Here is a 15945-nt window from a genome sequence, read left to right as displayed (position 1 = left end):
AAGCATACTGGGCCTTACTGCGCCTTACCGCGGATTACCGACTCTTAAGTCCCGTTTTGAGTCCCACTTTCTTCACCGAGATTCAAGGCTCCCCGCATAGCGTCGACATCAGTCCAATCCGTGTAGTTGCGCGCGTTCACGTCGACGTCAAGCGCACTGACGAAGCAATTATTTATATCCAATCGTGGGCTAAAGACGAGCTGGATAAGGATAACCCGGCCGATGTAGCTCGGGCTAATGCGGCTGGCTCAGAGCTGGCGATGCGGCTGACGCAGGGCACGGGAGTTCCGTTTACCGTGGCTACGCACACCGACAGTAAAAGCGGCTGTGTCCACAACCATATCGTCTTTGCCAACCACGATACGCAGACAAAGAAGGCTGCACCTCGGGATATGCGCAACTGGTACAAGCTGCGCAATATCAACGACGAGCTGATGCGCGATTTGGGGATGCGTGTCCTGGAGCGAGAGCCGGAAATATCGCTGCTTCCTGCTGAGCGCAGGGCACGCAAGGAGGGCAAGTCCACAGACTCGACGGGCCTGGGCGTGGATGAGCTGACCGCAGCCACGTGGGCTGATTTTGCCCGCAAGCGCATGGATGAGCTGTGCGCGGATAAACAGGTGGCAGATGCTGACGACCCACTGGCGAAGGCAGTAGAGATTGCTGGCAAATACAACCTGTCTCTAAAAGTGCAGCCCAACTCAAAAACCGAGGGTGAGTCGCTAACCGTGGCCCTGGTCGACGACGACGGCGAGGATGCCTACTTCACGAACACCACGAAGGCCGGACGTACTCGAAAGCGTAAAGCAGCTAAAGCTGGCTCAAAATTGGGCCGCAGCTACTCGCTAGAGGGTGTGACCGAACGCGTTAACGAGGCCCAATCAGCCCTTCTTGCGCGGCAGCTTGCAGCACTTCAAGCCAATTCAACCGATGACGACCTGGAGGCGAAATACGGCTCCAGCCTTCTCGATGACGAGGAGGAAGAAAACTATAACAACCAGGAGGTATTCAATCATGGTGTCAGTGACCGAGATGACGAAGCTAGCCCAAGCAGCGGCGAAAGGCAAGATGGACAGCGTCTTGAAGGTTCTCAGCCCACGCCTGGACAAGGCGGAGAAGGCTATCAAGACGCTGCAGGAGAAACTGAAGAGTCTGCCGGAGAATACAGGGGACATTCTCAGTTCTCTGCCCAGCGACTTCTCGACGAGGTTGACGCAAGCGGAAAGCGAATTAAGGAACGTAAAAAGCAATCTCGCCGCAAACAAGAACTACGTGAGCAGCAGTCACTTCCAAGTAACGATGATGGAAGTGCAGCAGATGATCACCGGGCTGATAAGGAACATCGAGGATCTGCCCAACGGCCTGGAGGGGGTAAAAGGGTACCTAATCGAGATAAGCGAGCAGATGTCGCGTCTGACAAGGATGCAACAGCTGGTACTCAAAGCAGCCGAAAGCCCCATCCATCTCGACAAGGATTCCAGCCAAGCAGTAGCCCAGAGCCTGAACGCTCAGATGACTTCGAGCCTGACTTCTAGCCTGGAACCGCTGGTAGAAGTAGCTGTATCTGAGGCAATGTCGAAAGAGTCCGAAAGCCTGCACAAGGCAGCAGAAGCATCTAAGAAGGCTCGCAGCGCCCTGCTCCAGGAGAAGGAGTCCAACGAAAAGCTGCTGGAGAAGATACGTGCAGAGCGCAAAAAGTACAACGACGACATGGAAAAGTCGAACACGAACTTTATTAAGGCCTGCATGTCTGCCTCGTGGATTGCAGCCAGTGTTCTCTTCGTTGCTATCGCACTCGTTGCTGTCGGAGCCTTGGGGAACGGGCTGCTAAGTATGCTCGGCATACCCGACGGCGTGTCTGCCTTGTGGGGTCACGTCCAGGAGGCCAACGGCATCGGCCCAACACTGGGCTGGTTGGCGTTAACACTTATCGTCATAGGGGTTCTTATAGCGCTTATGACCTGGATGTTGTCCCAGGCTGCGCCGGGTATTGCTCACTTAGTCGAGGAATACCGTCGCAATCACCCGAGGAAAGAAACGAACCACTAACTAGAACACGTGCACCGTAAAAAGTAAAAATCCCCACAACACAGCGTAGCGGTTAACCGCTACGCTTCTTTTATGCTCTTCCTATGCCCCAACTTTGCAACAGCACCAATAAACTGGCGCCCCGGTTATAAGTTGGGGCGCCAAGTCGATGTGCTCGAGTCGGGGGATGTTAGTGGCCGGTGCCAAGCCGGCCAGACAGGCGGTTCAGCCGGTCCTGACTGGGACCGTCGAGCCCGATAATGGACACGGTTTTGCCTCTGTCCTGGAACTTCTGCGTAATCGCGTCAAAGGTCGCGACCGTGGAGGCATCCCAGATCTCCGCCTCAGTGAGATCAATAGTGATATGACGGGCAGAATCGGTGTAATCAAAGCGATAAACCAGGTCATTGCTTGATGCCCAAAACAACTGGCCATGCACCCGGTAGGTACGAGTATCAATCTCGCCATCGCCGTCGCCGTCGATCTCGGAGACCTTTTCAATGGAAGCGATATGTGCCATCCGACGGGCGAACATGATCATCGCGGTGACCACACCCAACACCACACCAATGGCCAGGTTGCTGGTGGCTAGGGTGGCAATAATCGTCACGGCCATAACAATGGTCTCAGAGACCGGCATGAGTTTAAGGGTGCGTGGATGCACCGAGTGCCAGTCGATGGTGCCGACCGAGACCATGATCATGATTGCCACCAGCGCAGCCATCGGGATCATGCCAACGATGTCGCCCAGTGCCAGGACCAGGACCAGCAGGAACACACCGGCTAACAGGGTGGATAGGCGGGTACGTGCCCCGGATTCGCGGACGTTGATCATGGTTTGACCGATCATCGCGCAGCCACCCATGCCGCCGAAGAAACCGGAGGCAATATTAGCCACCCCCTGTCCCCAGGATTCACGAGTTTTATCGGAATGAGTGTCGGTGATGTCATCGACGAGCTTGGCGGTCATCAACGATTCCATGAGACCGACCACGGCCATGGCCAGGGCATAAGGCGCGATGATCTGCAGGGTCTCCAACGTCCACGGCACGTTCGGAATAAACAGGGACGGTAAGGTCTCCGGCATCTTGCCCATGTCCGAGACCGTCGGGACAGTCAAACCGGCGGCAATGACCAAACCGGTGAGCACGATAATCGTGACCAGCGGGGCGGGGATCACACTGGTGAGCTTGGGGAAGAAAATCATGATCACCACACCCAAGCCGACGAGTGGGTAGACTATCCAAGGCACATCAATGAGGTGTTCGAGTTGGGCGGTGAAAATCATAATGCCCAGTGCATTGACGAAACCCAGCATCACCGATCGGGGGATAAAACGCTGAAGTTTCGCCACACCGAGGGCGCCGAGCACGATTTGTAGGACACCGCCCAACAGGACGGTGGCGATGAAATAATCCATCCCGTAACCACGCGCCACAGGAGCAATGACTAGGGCAATAGCCCCGGTGGCGCCGGTGATCATTGCCGGGCGGCCACCGGTAAAGGCGATCGCAATGGCCATGACTACCGAGGAAAACAGACCCATGGCTGGGTCAACACCGGCAAGGATGGAAAAGGCAATGGCCTCAGGGATCAGCGCCAGGGATACCGCCAGTCCGGCCAGAATCTCTATACGGATACGGGCGGGGGAAGAAAATGCGTAACGGAAGGATGCGATGATCCCGGTAGGGGCATCAGCGCCGTCTGGACTCAGGAGGGGGCGGGGGGCCGCCGTGCTAGTTTCAGTCATAGATGTCCAATCTTTGAGGGGATAGGTAACTGGGCGAACGCCCGAAAGGAATCCAACCCTCTAGTAACTTTAGGTTTGGTGATGGTGGTCATGGTAGCGGGAGTTTTACTCAACCGCCAACCCAGGCACAGGAACCCGTGGGCAACATCACCGTGAAGGAGAACAGGCAATGCAAAACAGTAATTTCAAGATCGGCGAGGTCGTTGACCGGACGGGGTTGTCGATTCCCACCTTGCGTTATTATGACAACGTCGGCCTGATTACCCCATCGGGGCGTAGCCCTGGTGGGTTCAGGCTTTATAGTGAGGCTGATGTACGTCGTGTTTTGCTGGTGCGACGGATGAAACCGCTGGGGTTTACTCTGGATCAGATGCGGGAGTTCCTGGAAGCTGCGGAGATTCTTCATAGTTCAGATGGCGGGCAGGACAGTGATACCGCACAGCAGGCACGGAGTAATGCCAAGGCCACCCTTGCCGACATTCGTGAGGAGACGCGCACCCGCTACGAAAAGCTACGCAAGCAAATTGCCTACGCTGAGGAATTCCTCGATCTGGTCAACACCCTGGCACCCTAAACCGCCCCCATCCTTCGCAGGGAGAAAAAGACCATCGTATTGAATGCGCTCTGTCGAATCGCGTTCCAGATGAAGTGGACGAACGCCCGCGGCCTCTCCGGAGTGGATGGCGATAGTACAGAGGACTTCTGAAATCCGTGCAGACGACTCCTCAAAACGACACAGTCATCCAAGGTCACAAAATCGAAAATTGTCACTTAACCCCATCACTTCCAAACCGGCTTAAGTGACAAAATGCCATCGCTAAAGTCCCGATTTGAGTCCCAGGACGTGCGCCTTAAGAGAAATAACTAAAGCCCCTACCAGTGTTTCTCCTGGTAGGGGCTTGGAAGTTGGTAGCGGGGGCAGGATTCGAACCTACGACCTCTGGGTTATGAGCCCAGCGAGCTACCGAGCTGCTCCACCCCGCGTCGGGTGATGTTGAATTTTCACCTGCTGCCTTAACGGGCAACGAGTGATAACTATACGCATACCCCTTTGAAACGCCAAATCCCCTGCGCATCTCACGGATTCGCAGGGGATTCAGGCGGTCATACGGGAAGGGTTACATGCTCTGGTATTCCTTCACGGCGCGGTCCAGCTCGTCGAGCGCCTTGCCGTACTCCTCGAAGGAGCCGTTGCGTGCGCCTTCCAGGTTGCGCAGCGCGTCATTGATGTTGTTGAGGGCCTCATCCTTGTTACCGGCAGCCGCTGGTGCTGGGGTTTCGGCCTTCTCGCCATCGGCTGGTGCTTCCTCGGCAGGCTTCGTGTTGCCCTTGTCGTCGACGATGTCGATGTCCTGGGCAGCCTCAGAGTGAATGCCAACCTGCTTCAGCGCCTGGGAGATCGTCGGCGCGTAGCCAACCTGGCCGCGGTAGAACACGAGCACGCGCAGCAGCTTCGGGAAGGCCGATGCCTGGTCCTTGCGCTGCGAGTAAATCGGCTCCACGTAAAGGATCTCTCCTCCGCCGACCGGCAGGGTGAGCAGGTTACCGTTCTTCAGGTCGTTGGTGCCCTGCCACAGGGTGCGGTCGCGCGCCACCTGGTCAGAGGACATTAAGGCATCCTGCGCCTGCTTCGGGCCCTGAGTCTGCGTGTTGGTTGGCAGCACGCGGACGGTGATCTGGCCGTAGTTCTCCGGGTCGGAGGACACGGACATGTGCGCGGAGAGGAACTCGCGGTTCAGGCCACGGAACGGCGTGATCAGCTGGAAGGAAGGCTGGTTGGTCTCCGGGTCGCCAGCGACGACGTAGTACGGAGGCTGGTTGAGCTCCTTGCGGCCTTCCGGCGCGGTCGGGTCGTTCGGCACGGACCAGAAGGCGTCGTTGTTGAAGAACACGCCTGGGTCGTTCACGTGGTAGCGGGCCAGCAGTTCGCGCTGCACCTTGAACAGGTCCTCCGGATAACGCAGGTGGTCGCGCAGCGAATCGGAGATGTCGCTTGCCGGGCGCACGGTGTCCGGGAACGCACCCATCCACGCCTTGAGCACAGGGTCGTTCTCGTCGAATGCGTAGAGGTCCACCGTGCCGTCGTAGGCATCAACGGTGGCCTTGACGGAGTTGCGAATGTAGCCGACGTTGTTGTTCAGCAGACGCTGCGTAGTGCCGTCCGGGTTCAGTGCGTCCTGCGTCGTATCGGTCAGGGATTCGCGCGTTGCGTACGGCAGCTGGGACAGCGTGGTGTAGCCGTCCACGATCCACTTGATCTTGCCGTCGATCACGGCTGGGTAGGTCTTGGAGTCCGTGGTCAGCCACGGCGCGACCTTCTCAACGCGCTCGCGTGGGTCGCGGTCGTAGAGAATCTTGGACTCGGAACCAACGCGGTCGGACAGCAGGAACTTCAGCTCCTGGTACTTCGCGGAGTACGCGATGCGGTTGACCCAGTTGCCGATGTTGACGCCACCTTCGCCCTGGTAGGTGTAGGTGGAGCTGTCCGTGTCGTACTCGACGGGGCCCTGGCCGTTATCACCGACGATAGCGTAGTCTAGCCCGTCGTTCGCGGAAGCGATCACCGGGCCGTAGTAGACGCGGGGCTCGTCGACCTGGATGCCCAGCTCGTCCGCCTGGTCCTTCTCAGCAGCGATCGCGTTAGTCTGCAAATCGGAAACGGTGAAGATCGGCAGGCCACCACGGGTGGAGCCTGCGTCCTGCGCGGCCTCGTCAACGCGGTTCGCCTGCGCTGCAATGAAGCCGTTGCCGTGGGTGTACACGGTGTGGCGGTTGATCCAGTCACGCTGGTTTTCGCGCAGCGCGTTCGGGTCCATCTCACGGGCGGCGACGACGAAGTCGCGCATCTTGCCCTCAACCTCGTAACGGTCCATCGCCAGCTGGTCAGGGAAGCCGTAGAAGTTACGCAGCTGCTGGTTCTGGGTAAAGGTCGGGGAAATGATCTCCGGGTCCAGCAGGCGAATGTTGCTGATCGTGGCGGCGTCGTCCGCAACCTTATCGTTGGAGACCTTTTCCGCGCCCCAGTTGTCCTGGTACTTCACCTGCTCGTCGGTCAAGCCGAACGCGTAGCGGGTGGCCTCAATGTTGCGGGCGATGTACTCGGCTTCCTTCGACTGGCGGTTCGGCTTGACCGAGAACTGCTCCAGCAGCGCCGGCCACACACCGCCGACCACGAGGGAGGAAACGAGCATCAGCACCGCGGCCAGCACAGGAACGCGGAAGTCCTTATATACAACGGACGCGAAGAACGCCGCCGCGACAAGCACCGCGATGACCGTCAAAATCACCTTGGCCGGCAGCGAGGCGTTGACCGTGGTGTAGGACGCACCGGTGAAGATGTCGTTCTGGGAGTACAAGAGGGTGTAGCGCTCCAGCCAGTAGCTGACTGCCTTGAGCACCATCCACAGGCCGGCGGTCACGGCGAGCTGCACGCGAGCGGACGTCGAAATGTGGCCCGGCACCCCGCTGACCTTATTGCCGATGCGGATGCCGCCCAGCAAGTAGTGGCCCACCGCGCCGACGATGAAGGCGACGAGCAGCAGGAGCGAGAGGCCGTCGATAATCGCGGTGATACCCGGCAGTGCGAAGGCGTAGAACCCGAGGTCCTTGCCAAACTGCGGATCATTCACGCCGAAGGATTCCCCGTTGAACCACAGCATGAACGTGCGCCACAGGCGCTGCCCTGCCAGGCCGGAGAAGACCGCGATGACCACCGGAACCCACACCAAGAGCGTGCGAACGCCCTGCTGCAGGTTCACCTGGGTCCGCGTGTCGCCGACAACGGCTTCAAAGCTCAAGGCTTCTTTTGTACGGCCGCGCCACGCAAGCCACGCGGCGAGGTAGGTGATCAGCGCGCCGACGGCGGCGAAAATAACAAACAACACCACTCGCGCCACGATGACGCGGTTGAAGACCCCACGGAAATCAAGCTCCCCGAACCAAAGAAAATCGGTGTAGAGACCGATCAGGATCGGGATGCAAAACAGCAATACACCGAGGACACCAATGGTGATGGCAAGTCCGGAGTTCTGTTTCTTCGCGTGGGGCTGTGGTTGGCTGAGGCGGGTGGCCAAATCCTGCTCCTTCGAAATAGTCTTAGTACGCGTATTAAGGTTCTACCTTAAAAAGTGTAACGCCTGAACTGACAGAAGGGTTCCCGTGCTCAACCAACAAGCATTAAATAAGGCCATGTCCGAAGCCGTCGAGTTCGTGCACGCGGAAGGCTGGGATCAGGGCCCGACCCTCTTCGCACTCGTGCCCTCCTCCCTGCTTGTCGACGAGCTCGCCCAACTCGAGGTTGACGACGCCACTTCGCCGCTGACCCTCGTTGTCCAGGACAACCTGCCGGAAAACATTCGCCCCGGCTCGGAGGAGCTCGCGGAGTACGTGGCGCGTATCGCCTGGCCACACGCGGTGGAGGGTGCCGTGCTGGCGCAGGAGATTATGTTCCGGGACACCAGTAGCGATGACCCCTCGCCACGCCCGGCGCGCCTCTTCTCCGGTGTGCTGCGTGAGGAAGGCATCGAGCAAACCCTGCTCCAGATGCGGCTGACCGAGGAGGAGCTGGAGGAGCGCGGTATGTTCGCCCAGGACGATATCGAGCTTCGCGGTGGGCCAAACGTAGCGCCGAACGTGATTGCTGCGTTACGCTACGGGTTGGAACAAGACCCAGATGAGCTGTCCTAAGAGGGTAAAGGAGCACAACGTGGCTACATTTTCGAACGTTTGGCGTCGGCGCGTCGGTACGCCAGCGGTGCTGGCGATGGCGCTGGTGGTAGCCACCGCGTGCGGTGGCAAGGACGAGCCGTCGGAAGATCCGACCACGACGGAGGCACCGGCCTCCTCCACCACTGAGACCACGGAGTCGCCTTCGCCGTCGGAGTCTGCGTCTGAGGCTGAGTCCGCGGAGGCTACGACGGAGGGGACGACGGAGGGGACGTCAACAAGCACTACGAGCACTGCGAAGAAAGACGATAACGGCGTTGCTGAGGTCGCCAAGCAGTTCTCGACGCTCGCTCCGCCCGAGTTCTTCGAGAAGCTGGACAGCTGCACCCCGACCGGCCTCCCGGACGCGTTCGATTGCAGCAGCTCTGAGATGGGCCAGTTCCAGTTCATGGAGTCCGAGTCCGTCGCCACCACGAGTACGCAGGTGCTCACCGAGCTGCGCTCGAGCGAAGTCGTGGAAGACACCGGCCGTTTCGTGGTCGGCTGGTCCACGGTTGGCTCCTCTGCCGTGGTGACCGTCATTGATAATGACAAAGGCCAGATTATGAAGCAGCTGCTCACCATGGACCGCGAAGGCCCGCGCGAACACATCTACAAGCTCGGGCTGGCGAAGCGCCCGGAGGGCGCCACCACCCCTGCGGAGGCAACCACCTCCACCGAGTCTGAGTCCTAGCTGCAGCTGCGCACCGGCTGGCCGTGGGCGAACGCGTCCATGGCCTTCACGGCGTCATCAAGCGTTTTGACTGCCGCGACCTGCATCTCCCCGCTGTCCGTGCGCATGACTTCCGCGCAGTTGCCCTCGGGCGCGAGGAAAAGCTCGGCGCCTGCGTCGCGGGCACCGGCGATCTTGTGGGAGATGCCACCGATCGGGCCGACCTCCCCTGACTCATCAATCGTGCCGGTTCCGGCCACGAACTTCCCGCCGTTGAGCAGACCCGGCGACAACTTATCGATCACCGCCAGCGAGAACATCATCCCGGCACTCGGCCCGCCCACATCGTTGAGGTTGTAGGTCACCTGCACGCCATCGGCCGGAGCGGACGTCATCAAGATCCCCAACATGGGCACCTTCTTATCCTCCGGATTCGCGCCGAGGGTGATCTCCTCCGTGTGCGGCGCGCCGTCACGCAACACGTCGACGCTGAGCCGATCGCCAGGGGCGTGCTCGCGCACGATGCGCTGCACCTCCCGCGGCTGCGCCACGTCCTTCCCCCCGACCCTCGTGATGATGTCTGCCGCCTGCAGCGCACCGCCTGCGGCGCTGCCGTCCATCACCTCGTGAACCACCACTGTCGTCGGGCGGCCGAGGTAGTTCATCGCGGCGATCGTCGCCGCCGACTCCGAAGCAACGAATGCCTCCTGGTTGCGCTGCTTCATCTCCTCCCGGTTCGTATTCGGAGGCATGATCTGCTCCAGCGGCACAATCGTGTCATCCGTGGTGATCCAGCGGGTCAGCGCCTGCACCAGCGTCATATTGGTGCGCACAGACACCGTGGTCATGTTGAGGTTGCCCTCCGTTTTGTCGGAGTCCGCGCCCTCGATCTCAACAACGGGCACGCCCTCAACATCGCCGAGCGTGTTAAACGTCGGCCCCGGCCCCTGCGCCGCGTACGGCACGGCCAGGGAGATATCGGTGCCAGGAATATGGTCGAGGCTCAGCGCCGCGGCCAGCACCGCAAGGGGGATGGCGCCCCACACAATCGTGGCGAGGCGGCGGCTGCGCGGCTGTGCCTGTGCTTGTTCTTGCTCGGCGTTCATCACGCCCACAAATCTTAGATGTTCGCCCACAGCGTTGCGATTTTCCCGCTTGCACCCAACACAACCTGCGCACACGACTGTAGGGTGGTGCCTATGAGCAATGGATTCGGATTTACCTTCCCCAACAACGACAACGACGGTGACAACGGTGACGACGAGCGTCGCAACCAGCAGAACAACCCGTTCGCCGCGTTCGGGTTCGGGGGCAACGTTGGCGGTGGCCAAGATGGCTTGGGCGATATTTTGAACCAGTTCGGGCAGATGCTCTCCGGCATGGGCTCGACGATGAACGCCCGCACAGAGGGCGAGTCCGTGAACTTCGAAATGGCACTGCGCATGGCACGCCAGCACGTCGGCGACAAGGCTGCGGTCTCCGCGGGGGATCGCACCGCGGTTGAGGAGTCAGTACGCCTCGCCGACCTCTGGCTTGACGACGCCACTACGCTTCCTTCCGCGAACGCCCAGCCGCGCACGTGGAACGCGGACGACTGGCTGGTTGAAACCATGCCGATGTGGAAGCGCCTGGTCAACCCCGTTGCGGAGCAGATGAACCGCGCACAGCGAGACACCATGCCCGCCGAGGCCCGCGAGATGATGGGCCCGATGGTCGGCATGATGGAGCAGATGAACGCCATGAACTTCGGCGTCAAGCTCGGCCACGCCCTCGGCGACCTTGCCGAGCAAGCCCTGACCGGCTCCGACTTCGGCCTGCCCGTCGCACCCGCAGGCGTGACGGCCATTTTGCCGAAGAACGTCACCGCCGCCGCCAAGGGCCTCGAGATCCCCAGCCAGGAGGTTCTGGTCTACATTGTGGCCCGCGAGGCGGCGCGCCAGCGCCTGTTCAAGCATGTGCCGTGGCTCGTCGAGCGCCTCGTCTCCTCCGTTGAGGAGTACGCGGCAGGCCTGGAGATCGATACCTCGCAGCTCGAGGAGATGGCCCGCGGGCTGAACCTGGAAAGCGGCGACCCGCAGGCCATCCAGGAGGCGCTGCAGCAGTTGGAGGGCGCGGACCTCTCCCCGCGCGTGACCTCCCGCAACGCATCCGCCACTGCCCGCCTGGAGACGCTGCTCGCGCTCGTCGAGGGCTGGGTCGACGTTGTCACCGACGCTTCCCTGGCAGACCGTATCCCGTCGACGCCGCAGCTCGCCGAGGCGTGGAACCGTCGCCGCGCAACGGGTGGCTCCGCCGAGCGCGCGTTTGCGAACGTCGTCGGCATCGAGCTGGGCGCCCCGAAGGTCCGCGAGGCCGCCGAGCTGTGGCGCCGCGTCGAAACCGCCGTGGGCCAGGCCCGCCGCGACCAGATCTGGGACCACCCGGACTTCCTGCCGGCCCCTGAGCACCTGTCCAACCCGGCGGCGTTCATCGACACCCTGCTGGACGATTCCTCCGACGACAACTTCGACGAAGAGCTCGCGCGCCTGGAAGAGGAGCTGCGCAAGAACGACGAGGACTAGCCTTCCCCGCCGAACCGCTGGTAGGCCTCAAGGTAGCCCTTCGCGCGTTCCGCGAGGGGCGCTTTGTCTGCCCACTCCCAGAACTTCGGGCCGTGCCCCGGGATGAAGGTGTGCGTCAGCTCGTGCACGATCACCGCGTCGAGGACGTAGCCCGGCACGTGCTGCAGCCTGTCACTAATCCGAATCGTGCCCGTTGACGGGGTGCAGCTTCCCCACCGCTTCGTCTGGTTCGACACCCACCGTATCGAGCCCACCTTCGCCCGCCCCTCAAGCACCTGCGCGTTGAGCGCCTCCGCGCGGGCTTGAAGGTCGGCGTCGCTGACGTGTTGGTGGCGGGTCTTCCTCCGGATCTTCCGCAGCATCTCGGCCACCGCTTCGCGCTCCTCGCGCTCGCTGAACCGGGCTGGGATGCGTACTTCCACGACGCCGTCGATAAGCCGGGCCTGCACTGTGCGCGTGCGCCGCGGCGAGCGAATCACCCGATACTCAAACTCCGACTCCTGCATGCCGAAGATTGTATGCTGTACAACCGACACAGCTTAAGGGGCACGAGGGGGAAGCATGTGTAACCAGTCGGATACTGTCATTGCGCTGGCCATGGGGGTACAGGTACTCAGCAGGGGCCCTCACGCGCTGCAATTCGGACTCGACGCCACACGCAGCGGCATCATCGAAGTCGGCGACGCCCGCGCAGTCGCCGCGGTGCTCGACTCGCTGTCCACACCGCGGCCACTGCCCGAGGTGGTTCGGCGGCTGGCGGTTTCCATGGACGCGGATGCCGCGCGCAGCCTCATCCAGGACCTCATTGCCTACCGCGTCCTCGTCGAAGTTTCGCGCCGCGAGGTCCTCCTGCTCGGCACCTCAACGCTTGCGAACACGCTGGTAGAAACACTGCGTGCCAGCGGCATCCACGTGCGCTCCCCCGAGCCCACCCAGCCGCTCTCCCGCTTTCTTTTCGACGCCCCCTCGGCCCTCCCACTCATCATCGTCGACCAGGCACACCGCACCCGGGCGCTTGCCGCGTACACCCGGCACCGCACGGGACCTGTGATTCCGGTGCTGCAAATCGACTCCCGCGTTCTCGTCGGCCCCTACGCAATCGGTGTGGAGGGCCCGTGCCTGATCTGTCGCGAGCACTACCTCCTCGAGCGCGACCCCCAGTGGGCAGCGATCGCCGCCGCGGCCCCAGCCGGGGTGCGCAACCCGGACCCGGTCGTGGTCCAGGCAGGCGTGGTCGCCGCAGCAACGATGGCTCGGCGGGTCTGCCAACTGCCGGACCCGCCGGGCGTGTCCGCCCCGGACCCCCGCACCGGCGACACCCTGCTTGTGGACCCCTTCAACCGCACCCCACTCAAGACGCTTCGCCTGCAGCCGCACCCCGACTGCCCGCTGTGCTACTAGGTTGCCAGGCGTCTAGCGGAACTCCGCGAGTGTCTCCAGGACCTCGGCGCCGTAGCGCTCCACCTTGACTGGCCCCACCCCCGACACGGCGAGCAGCCCCTGCTCGTCCTCCGGCATGGTCTCCGCGATGGCGAGCAGGGTGGCGTCGGAAAACACCATGTAGGCGGGCTGCTTCGCCGCGCGCGACGTTTTGAGCCGCCAGCGCTTCAGCGCCTGGTAGACGTCCTCGTCGATGTCGGCGTCGCAATCCTGGTGCCGGCCGAGCGCCTTGTCCGCCGGGGCGAACAGCACGTTGCCGCACACCCGGCAGCGGCGGGTCTGCTTCAACCGCTGCGGGGTTTCCTCCGACTCAAGCTCGGGCACCAGCCCGTCCAGGAAGCGCGAGCGCGAGCGCGACTTCCTGCCGCCCTCCTGCCTGGCCAGCGCCCACGACAGCTGCAGGTGCTCCCGGGCGCGCGTCACGCCGACGTAGAAGAGCCTGCGCTCCTCCTCGATGTTCTCGTCGCCCGCCTTGATCGCGTGCGAGATCGGCAGCGTGTTTTCCACCAGGCCAACGAGGAAAACCGCGTCCCACTCCAGGCCCTTCGCCGCGTGCAAGCTGGCGAGCGTGACCCCATCAATCGCCGGTGGTTGCTTCGCCTCCGCGCGCTGACGCAGCGAACGCAGTACGTCTTCCAGGCTCGAGGCCTCCTTGGTGTGCACGATCTCCTCGATGAGGTCCACGAGTGCGCGCAGCCCCTGCCAACGCTCCCGTGCCTGGGCGCCCTCCGGCTCCGTCGGCGTCAACCCGAGCGGCGCGAACGCCGCCTTCGCCACCACCACCGGGTCATCCGGCAAGTCGTGGCGCCTGGTTGCCGCCACGAGCGCCTGCAACGCCTCGCGGATCTCGCCGCGCTGGAAGAAGCCCTCCCCACCGCGCACCTGGTAGACGATGCCCGCGTCCGCGAGCGCGGCTTCAAACGCCGCCGACTGCGCATTAATCCGGTACAGCACCGCGATCTCCTTGGCAGGTACCCCGGAATCAATCAGGCGCTGTACCGCCGCGGCGACCTCGCGGGCCTCCGTCGGCTCGTCGTCGTAGGCGTGGAACGTCGGCTGCGGTCCGGACTCCCGCATACCGATAAGCTCAAGCCTGGTGCCCGCGGCCCGGCCCGTCGCGCGCGAGATGACCGCGTTGGCCAGCTCGGTGATTTCGGGCGTCGAGCGGTAGTCGCGCTGCAACTTCACCACAGTGCCGTGCTCATAGGTGCGCGAGAAGTTCAGCAGGTAGTCCGGGGTCGCGCCGGTAAAGGAGTAAATCGTCTGGTTCGCGTCCCCCACCACCGTCAGGTCATCGCGCTGCCCCAGCCAGCCCTCCAACACGCGCTGCTGCAACGGGGTCACGTCCTGGTACTCGTCCACCACGAAGGACTGGTACTGGGAGCGGAACTCCTCCGCCACCGCGGGCGCATTCTCCAGGGCACCCGCGACGTGCAGGAGCAGGTCGTCGAAGTCGATGAGCATGCCCTCCGGGCTCGTCTTCGCCTCCTCGTACAGCCGGTAGACCTCCGCGACCTTCTTCGGATCCGTCGGCGGAGTCCGGTTCGTATCCGCGATGCGGTCCACGTAGTCCTCCGCGCCGATCACGCTCGCCTTCGCCCACTCAATCTCGCTCAGCAGATCGCGGACCATCTCCTTATCCGACTCCAGCCCGGCCGCGCGAGCTGCCCGCCCCACCAGCGGGAACTTGTTGTCCAGCAGCCGCCACGGCAGATCCCCCGCAATCTGCGGCCAGAAGTAGCGCAGCTGCCGCATCGCCGCCGAGTGGAACGTGCGCGCCTGCACGCCGCCAATGCCCATCGTGCGCAGGCGATCGCGCATCTCCCCTGCCGCACGCTGCGTAAACGTCACCGCCAGCACCCGGTTCGGGCTCACCGTGCCCTGATCAATCATGTGCGCGATGCGGTACGTAATCGTGCGCGTCTTACCCGTCCCGGCACCGGCCAGGATGCACACCGGGCCACGCGGAGCGGTCGCCGCGATCCGCTGATCCTCATCCAGCAAGCTCAGATCTACAGCCACTTACGCTCCACTCCCGTTCTCGTTGAACTCTCCTCGAGCCCATTGGTCAATCATCCGCCGCGCAATCGTCCCCGGCACCGCCAGCGTGACAGTGCCCAGCTCGTCGCGGCGCAGCCAGCGCAGCTGCGTCAGCTCCCCATCCAAGGGGCCCACAGCATCAACATCACTTGTCGACGCCACCATCCCCAACATCAGCGCACCCGACAGCGCCCACGGCTGCGACCCAACATAGCGCACCACCCCGACACGACGCCCCGTTTCCTCCCACACCTCACGCGCGAAGGCATCCTCGATGGTCTCGCCGACATCGATGTATCCCGCGATCAGCGTGAAGTAGCCCGGGCGGCGCGCATTTTCCCCCAGCAAAATCCGCTCCCCATCCGTCGACTGCACCACCCCGATCACCGACGGGTCAATGCGAGGAAACAACGGTTTCCCGCTGGCGCCACGCGCGACAACGCCGCCCTCACCCCAGGCGACTTCGCTGCCATCGCGCGGGTCGAAGCGCAGCTGGCGCTGATTGCGCAGCAGACCGAACCCGCGTGCAACCAGATAGTCGCTTGCGTGGCTGCGGCAAGTGCCGAAGCGCTCGCCCATTGCTTCAAGCTGCGCCTCGCTGACCAGCACCGCCCACACATCGTCGCCGACGTGCACCGTGTTCTCTGCGTGGGGTTGGGCGGAGTGGGCGTCGAAAAGTGTGGGCGTGTCATCAGCTCCAAGCACAAACCTGCCGGCGGCATCGAAGGCAATGAACCGCTTCATAGGCC

General features: G+C 62.4%; 13 protein-coding genes and 1 tRNA gene. 7 read left to right on the top strand and 7 right to left on the bottom strand.

Annotated elements, in window-relative coordinates; genetic code table 11:
- Positions 1-56 precede the first annotated feature (56 nt).
- Entirely contained in the window at positions 57-1535 is a 1479-nt protein-coding gene (locus tag KBP54_RS02985) for a relaxase/mobilization nuclease domain-containing protein (RefSeq protein WP_255365784.1), read from the top strand.
- 37 nt (positions 1536-1572) lie between these two features.
- The gene (locus KBP54_RS02980) at positions 1573-2049 is read left to right on the top strand and encodes a hypothetical protein (RefSeq protein ID WP_012359769.1); all 477 of its coding nucleotides are present in this window, start codon (positions 1573-1575) and stop codon (positions 2047-2049) included.
- A 169-nt stretch (positions 2050-2218) separates the two neighbouring features.
- Here the strand turns inward: KBP54_RS02980 and KBP54_RS02975 are convergent, their stop codons facing one another.
- A complete protein-coding gene (locus KBP54_RS02975; protein ID WP_034664651.1) occupies positions 2219-3778 on the bottom strand; it encodes a SulP family inorganic anion transporter in 1560 nt (519 codons plus the stop codon).
- Positions 3779-3947: 169 nt separating this feature from the next.
- On the opposite strand from KBP54_RS02975, the gene KBP54_RS02970 reads away from it, so the two are divergent.
- Entirely contained in the window at positions 3948-4352 is a 405-nt protein-coding gene (locus tag KBP54_RS02970) for a MerR family transcriptional regulator (RefSeq protein ID WP_034986068.1), read from the top strand.
- A gap of 333 nt (positions 4353-4685) precedes the next feature.
- Here the strand turns inward: KBP54_RS02970 and KBP54_RS02965 are convergent.
- Both KBP54_RS02965 and KBP54_RS02960 read right to left on the bottom strand, forming a co-directional pair.
- Positions 4686-4762: transfer RNA gene (locus tag KBP54_RS02965), tRNA-Met, on the bottom strand.
- A gap of 134 nt (positions 4763-4896) precedes the next feature.
- Positions 4897-7791: a UPF0182 family protein gene (locus KBP54_RS02960; protein ID WP_418904465.1), complete on the bottom strand. Its 2895-nt coding sequence runs from the start codon at positions 7789-7791 to the stop codon at positions 4897-4899.
- A gap of 175 nt (positions 7792-7966) precedes the next feature.
- On the opposite strand from KBP54_RS02960, the gene KBP54_RS02955 reads away from it, so the two are divergent.
- The gene (locus tag KBP54_RS02955; protein WP_070975945.1) at positions 7967-8464 is read left to right on the top strand and encodes a PPA1309 family protein; all 498 of its coding nucleotides are present in this window, start codon (positions 7967-7969) and stop codon (positions 8462-8464) included.
- Between the two features lie 19 nt (positions 8465-8483).
- Complete coding sequence (locus KBP54_RS02950) at positions 8484-9176, top strand: hypothetical protein (protein WP_256006242.1); 693 nt, start codon at positions 8484-8486, stop codon at positions 9174-9176.
- On the opposite strand, the gene KBP54_RS02945 is transcribed toward KBP54_RS02950, so the two are convergent.
- Positions 9173-10261: a YlbL family protein gene (locus KBP54_RS02945; RefSeq protein WP_070975943.1), complete on the bottom strand. Its 1089-nt coding sequence runs from the start codon at positions 10259-10261 to the stop codon at positions 9173-9175. The two genes, KBP54_RS02950 and KBP54_RS02945, sit on opposite strands and share 4 nt — an antisense overlap.
- A gap of 93 nt (positions 10262-10354) precedes the next feature.
- Between KBP54_RS02945 and KBP54_RS02940 the strand changes: the two genes are divergently transcribed.
- Positions 10355-11716, top strand: a complete 1362-nt coding sequence (locus KBP54_RS02940) for a zinc-dependent metalloprotease (RefSeq protein ID WP_256006239.1) — start codon at positions 10355-10357, stop codon at positions 11714-11716.
- Here the strand turns inward: KBP54_RS02940 and KBP54_RS02935 are convergent.
- Positions 11713-12222, bottom strand: coding sequence for a M48 metallopeptidase family protein (locus tag KBP54_RS02935; protein ID WP_070976055.1), 510 nt, complete (start codon positions 12220-12222; stop codon positions 11713-11715). The genes KBP54_RS02940 and KBP54_RS02935 overlap by 4 nt on opposite strands.
- Before the next feature lie 55 nt (positions 12223-12277).
- Here KBP54_RS02935 and KBP54_RS02930 point away from each other — a divergent pair, with 55 nt between their 5' ends.
- Entirely contained in the window at positions 12278-13117 is an 840-nt protein-coding gene (locus tag KBP54_RS02930; RefSeq protein WP_256006237.1) for a hypothetical protein, read from the top strand.
- Between the two features lie 12 nt (positions 13118-13129).
- On the opposite strand, the gene KBP54_RS02925 is transcribed toward KBP54_RS02930, so the two are convergent.
- Both KBP54_RS02925 and KBP54_RS02920 read right to left on the bottom strand, forming a co-directional pair.
- Positions 13130-15178, bottom strand: coding sequence for an ATP-dependent DNA helicase UvrD2 (locus KBP54_RS02925; protein WP_070975938.1), 2049 nt, complete (start codon positions 15176-15178; stop codon positions 13130-13132).
- A complete protein-coding gene (locus tag KBP54_RS02920; RefSeq protein ID WP_256006235.1) occupies positions 15179-15940 on the bottom strand; it encodes an NAD(+) diphosphatase in 762 nt (253 codons plus the stop codon). It lies immediately after the preceding gene.
- Positions 15941-15945 lie beyond the last annotated feature (5 nt).

The sequence above is a fragment of the Corynebacterium pseudogenitalium genome (assembly GCF_024453815.1).
GTDB classification, from domain to species: domain Bacteria; phylum Actinomycetota; class Actinomycetes; order Mycobacteriales; family Mycobacteriaceae; genus Corynebacterium; species Corynebacterium pseudogenitalium.
The sequence above is the reverse complement of the archived record's forward strand: the minus strand, read 5'-3'. Positions and strand labels throughout refer to the sequence as shown.

What these genes read in the sequence shown, in the direction of transcription:
- KBP54_RS02955 (WP_070975945.1), top strand. Translation starts at nt 7,967, where the DNA reads ATGTCCGAAGCCGTCGAGTTCGTGCACGCGGAAGGCTGGGATCAGGGC.
- KBP54_RS02940 (WP_256006239.1), top strand. Translation starts at nt 10,355, where the DNA reads ATGAGCAATGGATTCGGATTTACCTTCCCCAACAACGACAACGACGGT.
- KBP54_RS02920 (WP_256006235.1), bottom strand. Translation starts at nt 15,940, where the DNA reads ATGAAGCGGTTCATTGCCTTCGATGCCGCCGGCAGGTTTGTGCTTGGA.
- KBP54_RS02975 (WP_034664651.1), bottom strand. Translation starts at nt 3,778, where the DNA reads ATGACTGAAACTAGCACGGCGGCCCCCCGCCCCCTCCTGAGTCCAGAC.
- KBP54_RS02980 (WP_012359769.1), top strand. Translation starts at nt 1,573, where the DNA reads ATGTCGAAAGAGTCCGAAAGCCTGCACAAGGCAGCAGAAGCATCTAAG.
- KBP54_RS02930 (WP_256006237.1), top strand. Translation starts at nt 12,278, where the DNA reads ATGTGTAACCAGTCGGATACTGTCATTGCGCTGGCCATGGGGGTACAG.
- KBP54_RS02970 (WP_034986068.1), top strand. Translation starts at nt 3,948, where the DNA reads ATGCAAAACAGTAATTTCAAGATCGGCGAGGTCGTTGACCGGACGGGG.
- KBP54_RS02945 (WP_070975943.1), bottom strand. Translation starts at nt 10,261, where the DNA reads ATGAACGCCGAGCAAGAACAAGCACAGGCACAGCCGCGCAGCCGCCGC.
- KBP54_RS02935 (WP_070976055.1), bottom strand. Translation starts at nt 12,222, where the DNA reads ATGCAGGAGTCGGAGTTTGAGTATCGGGTGATTCGCTCGCCGCGGCGC.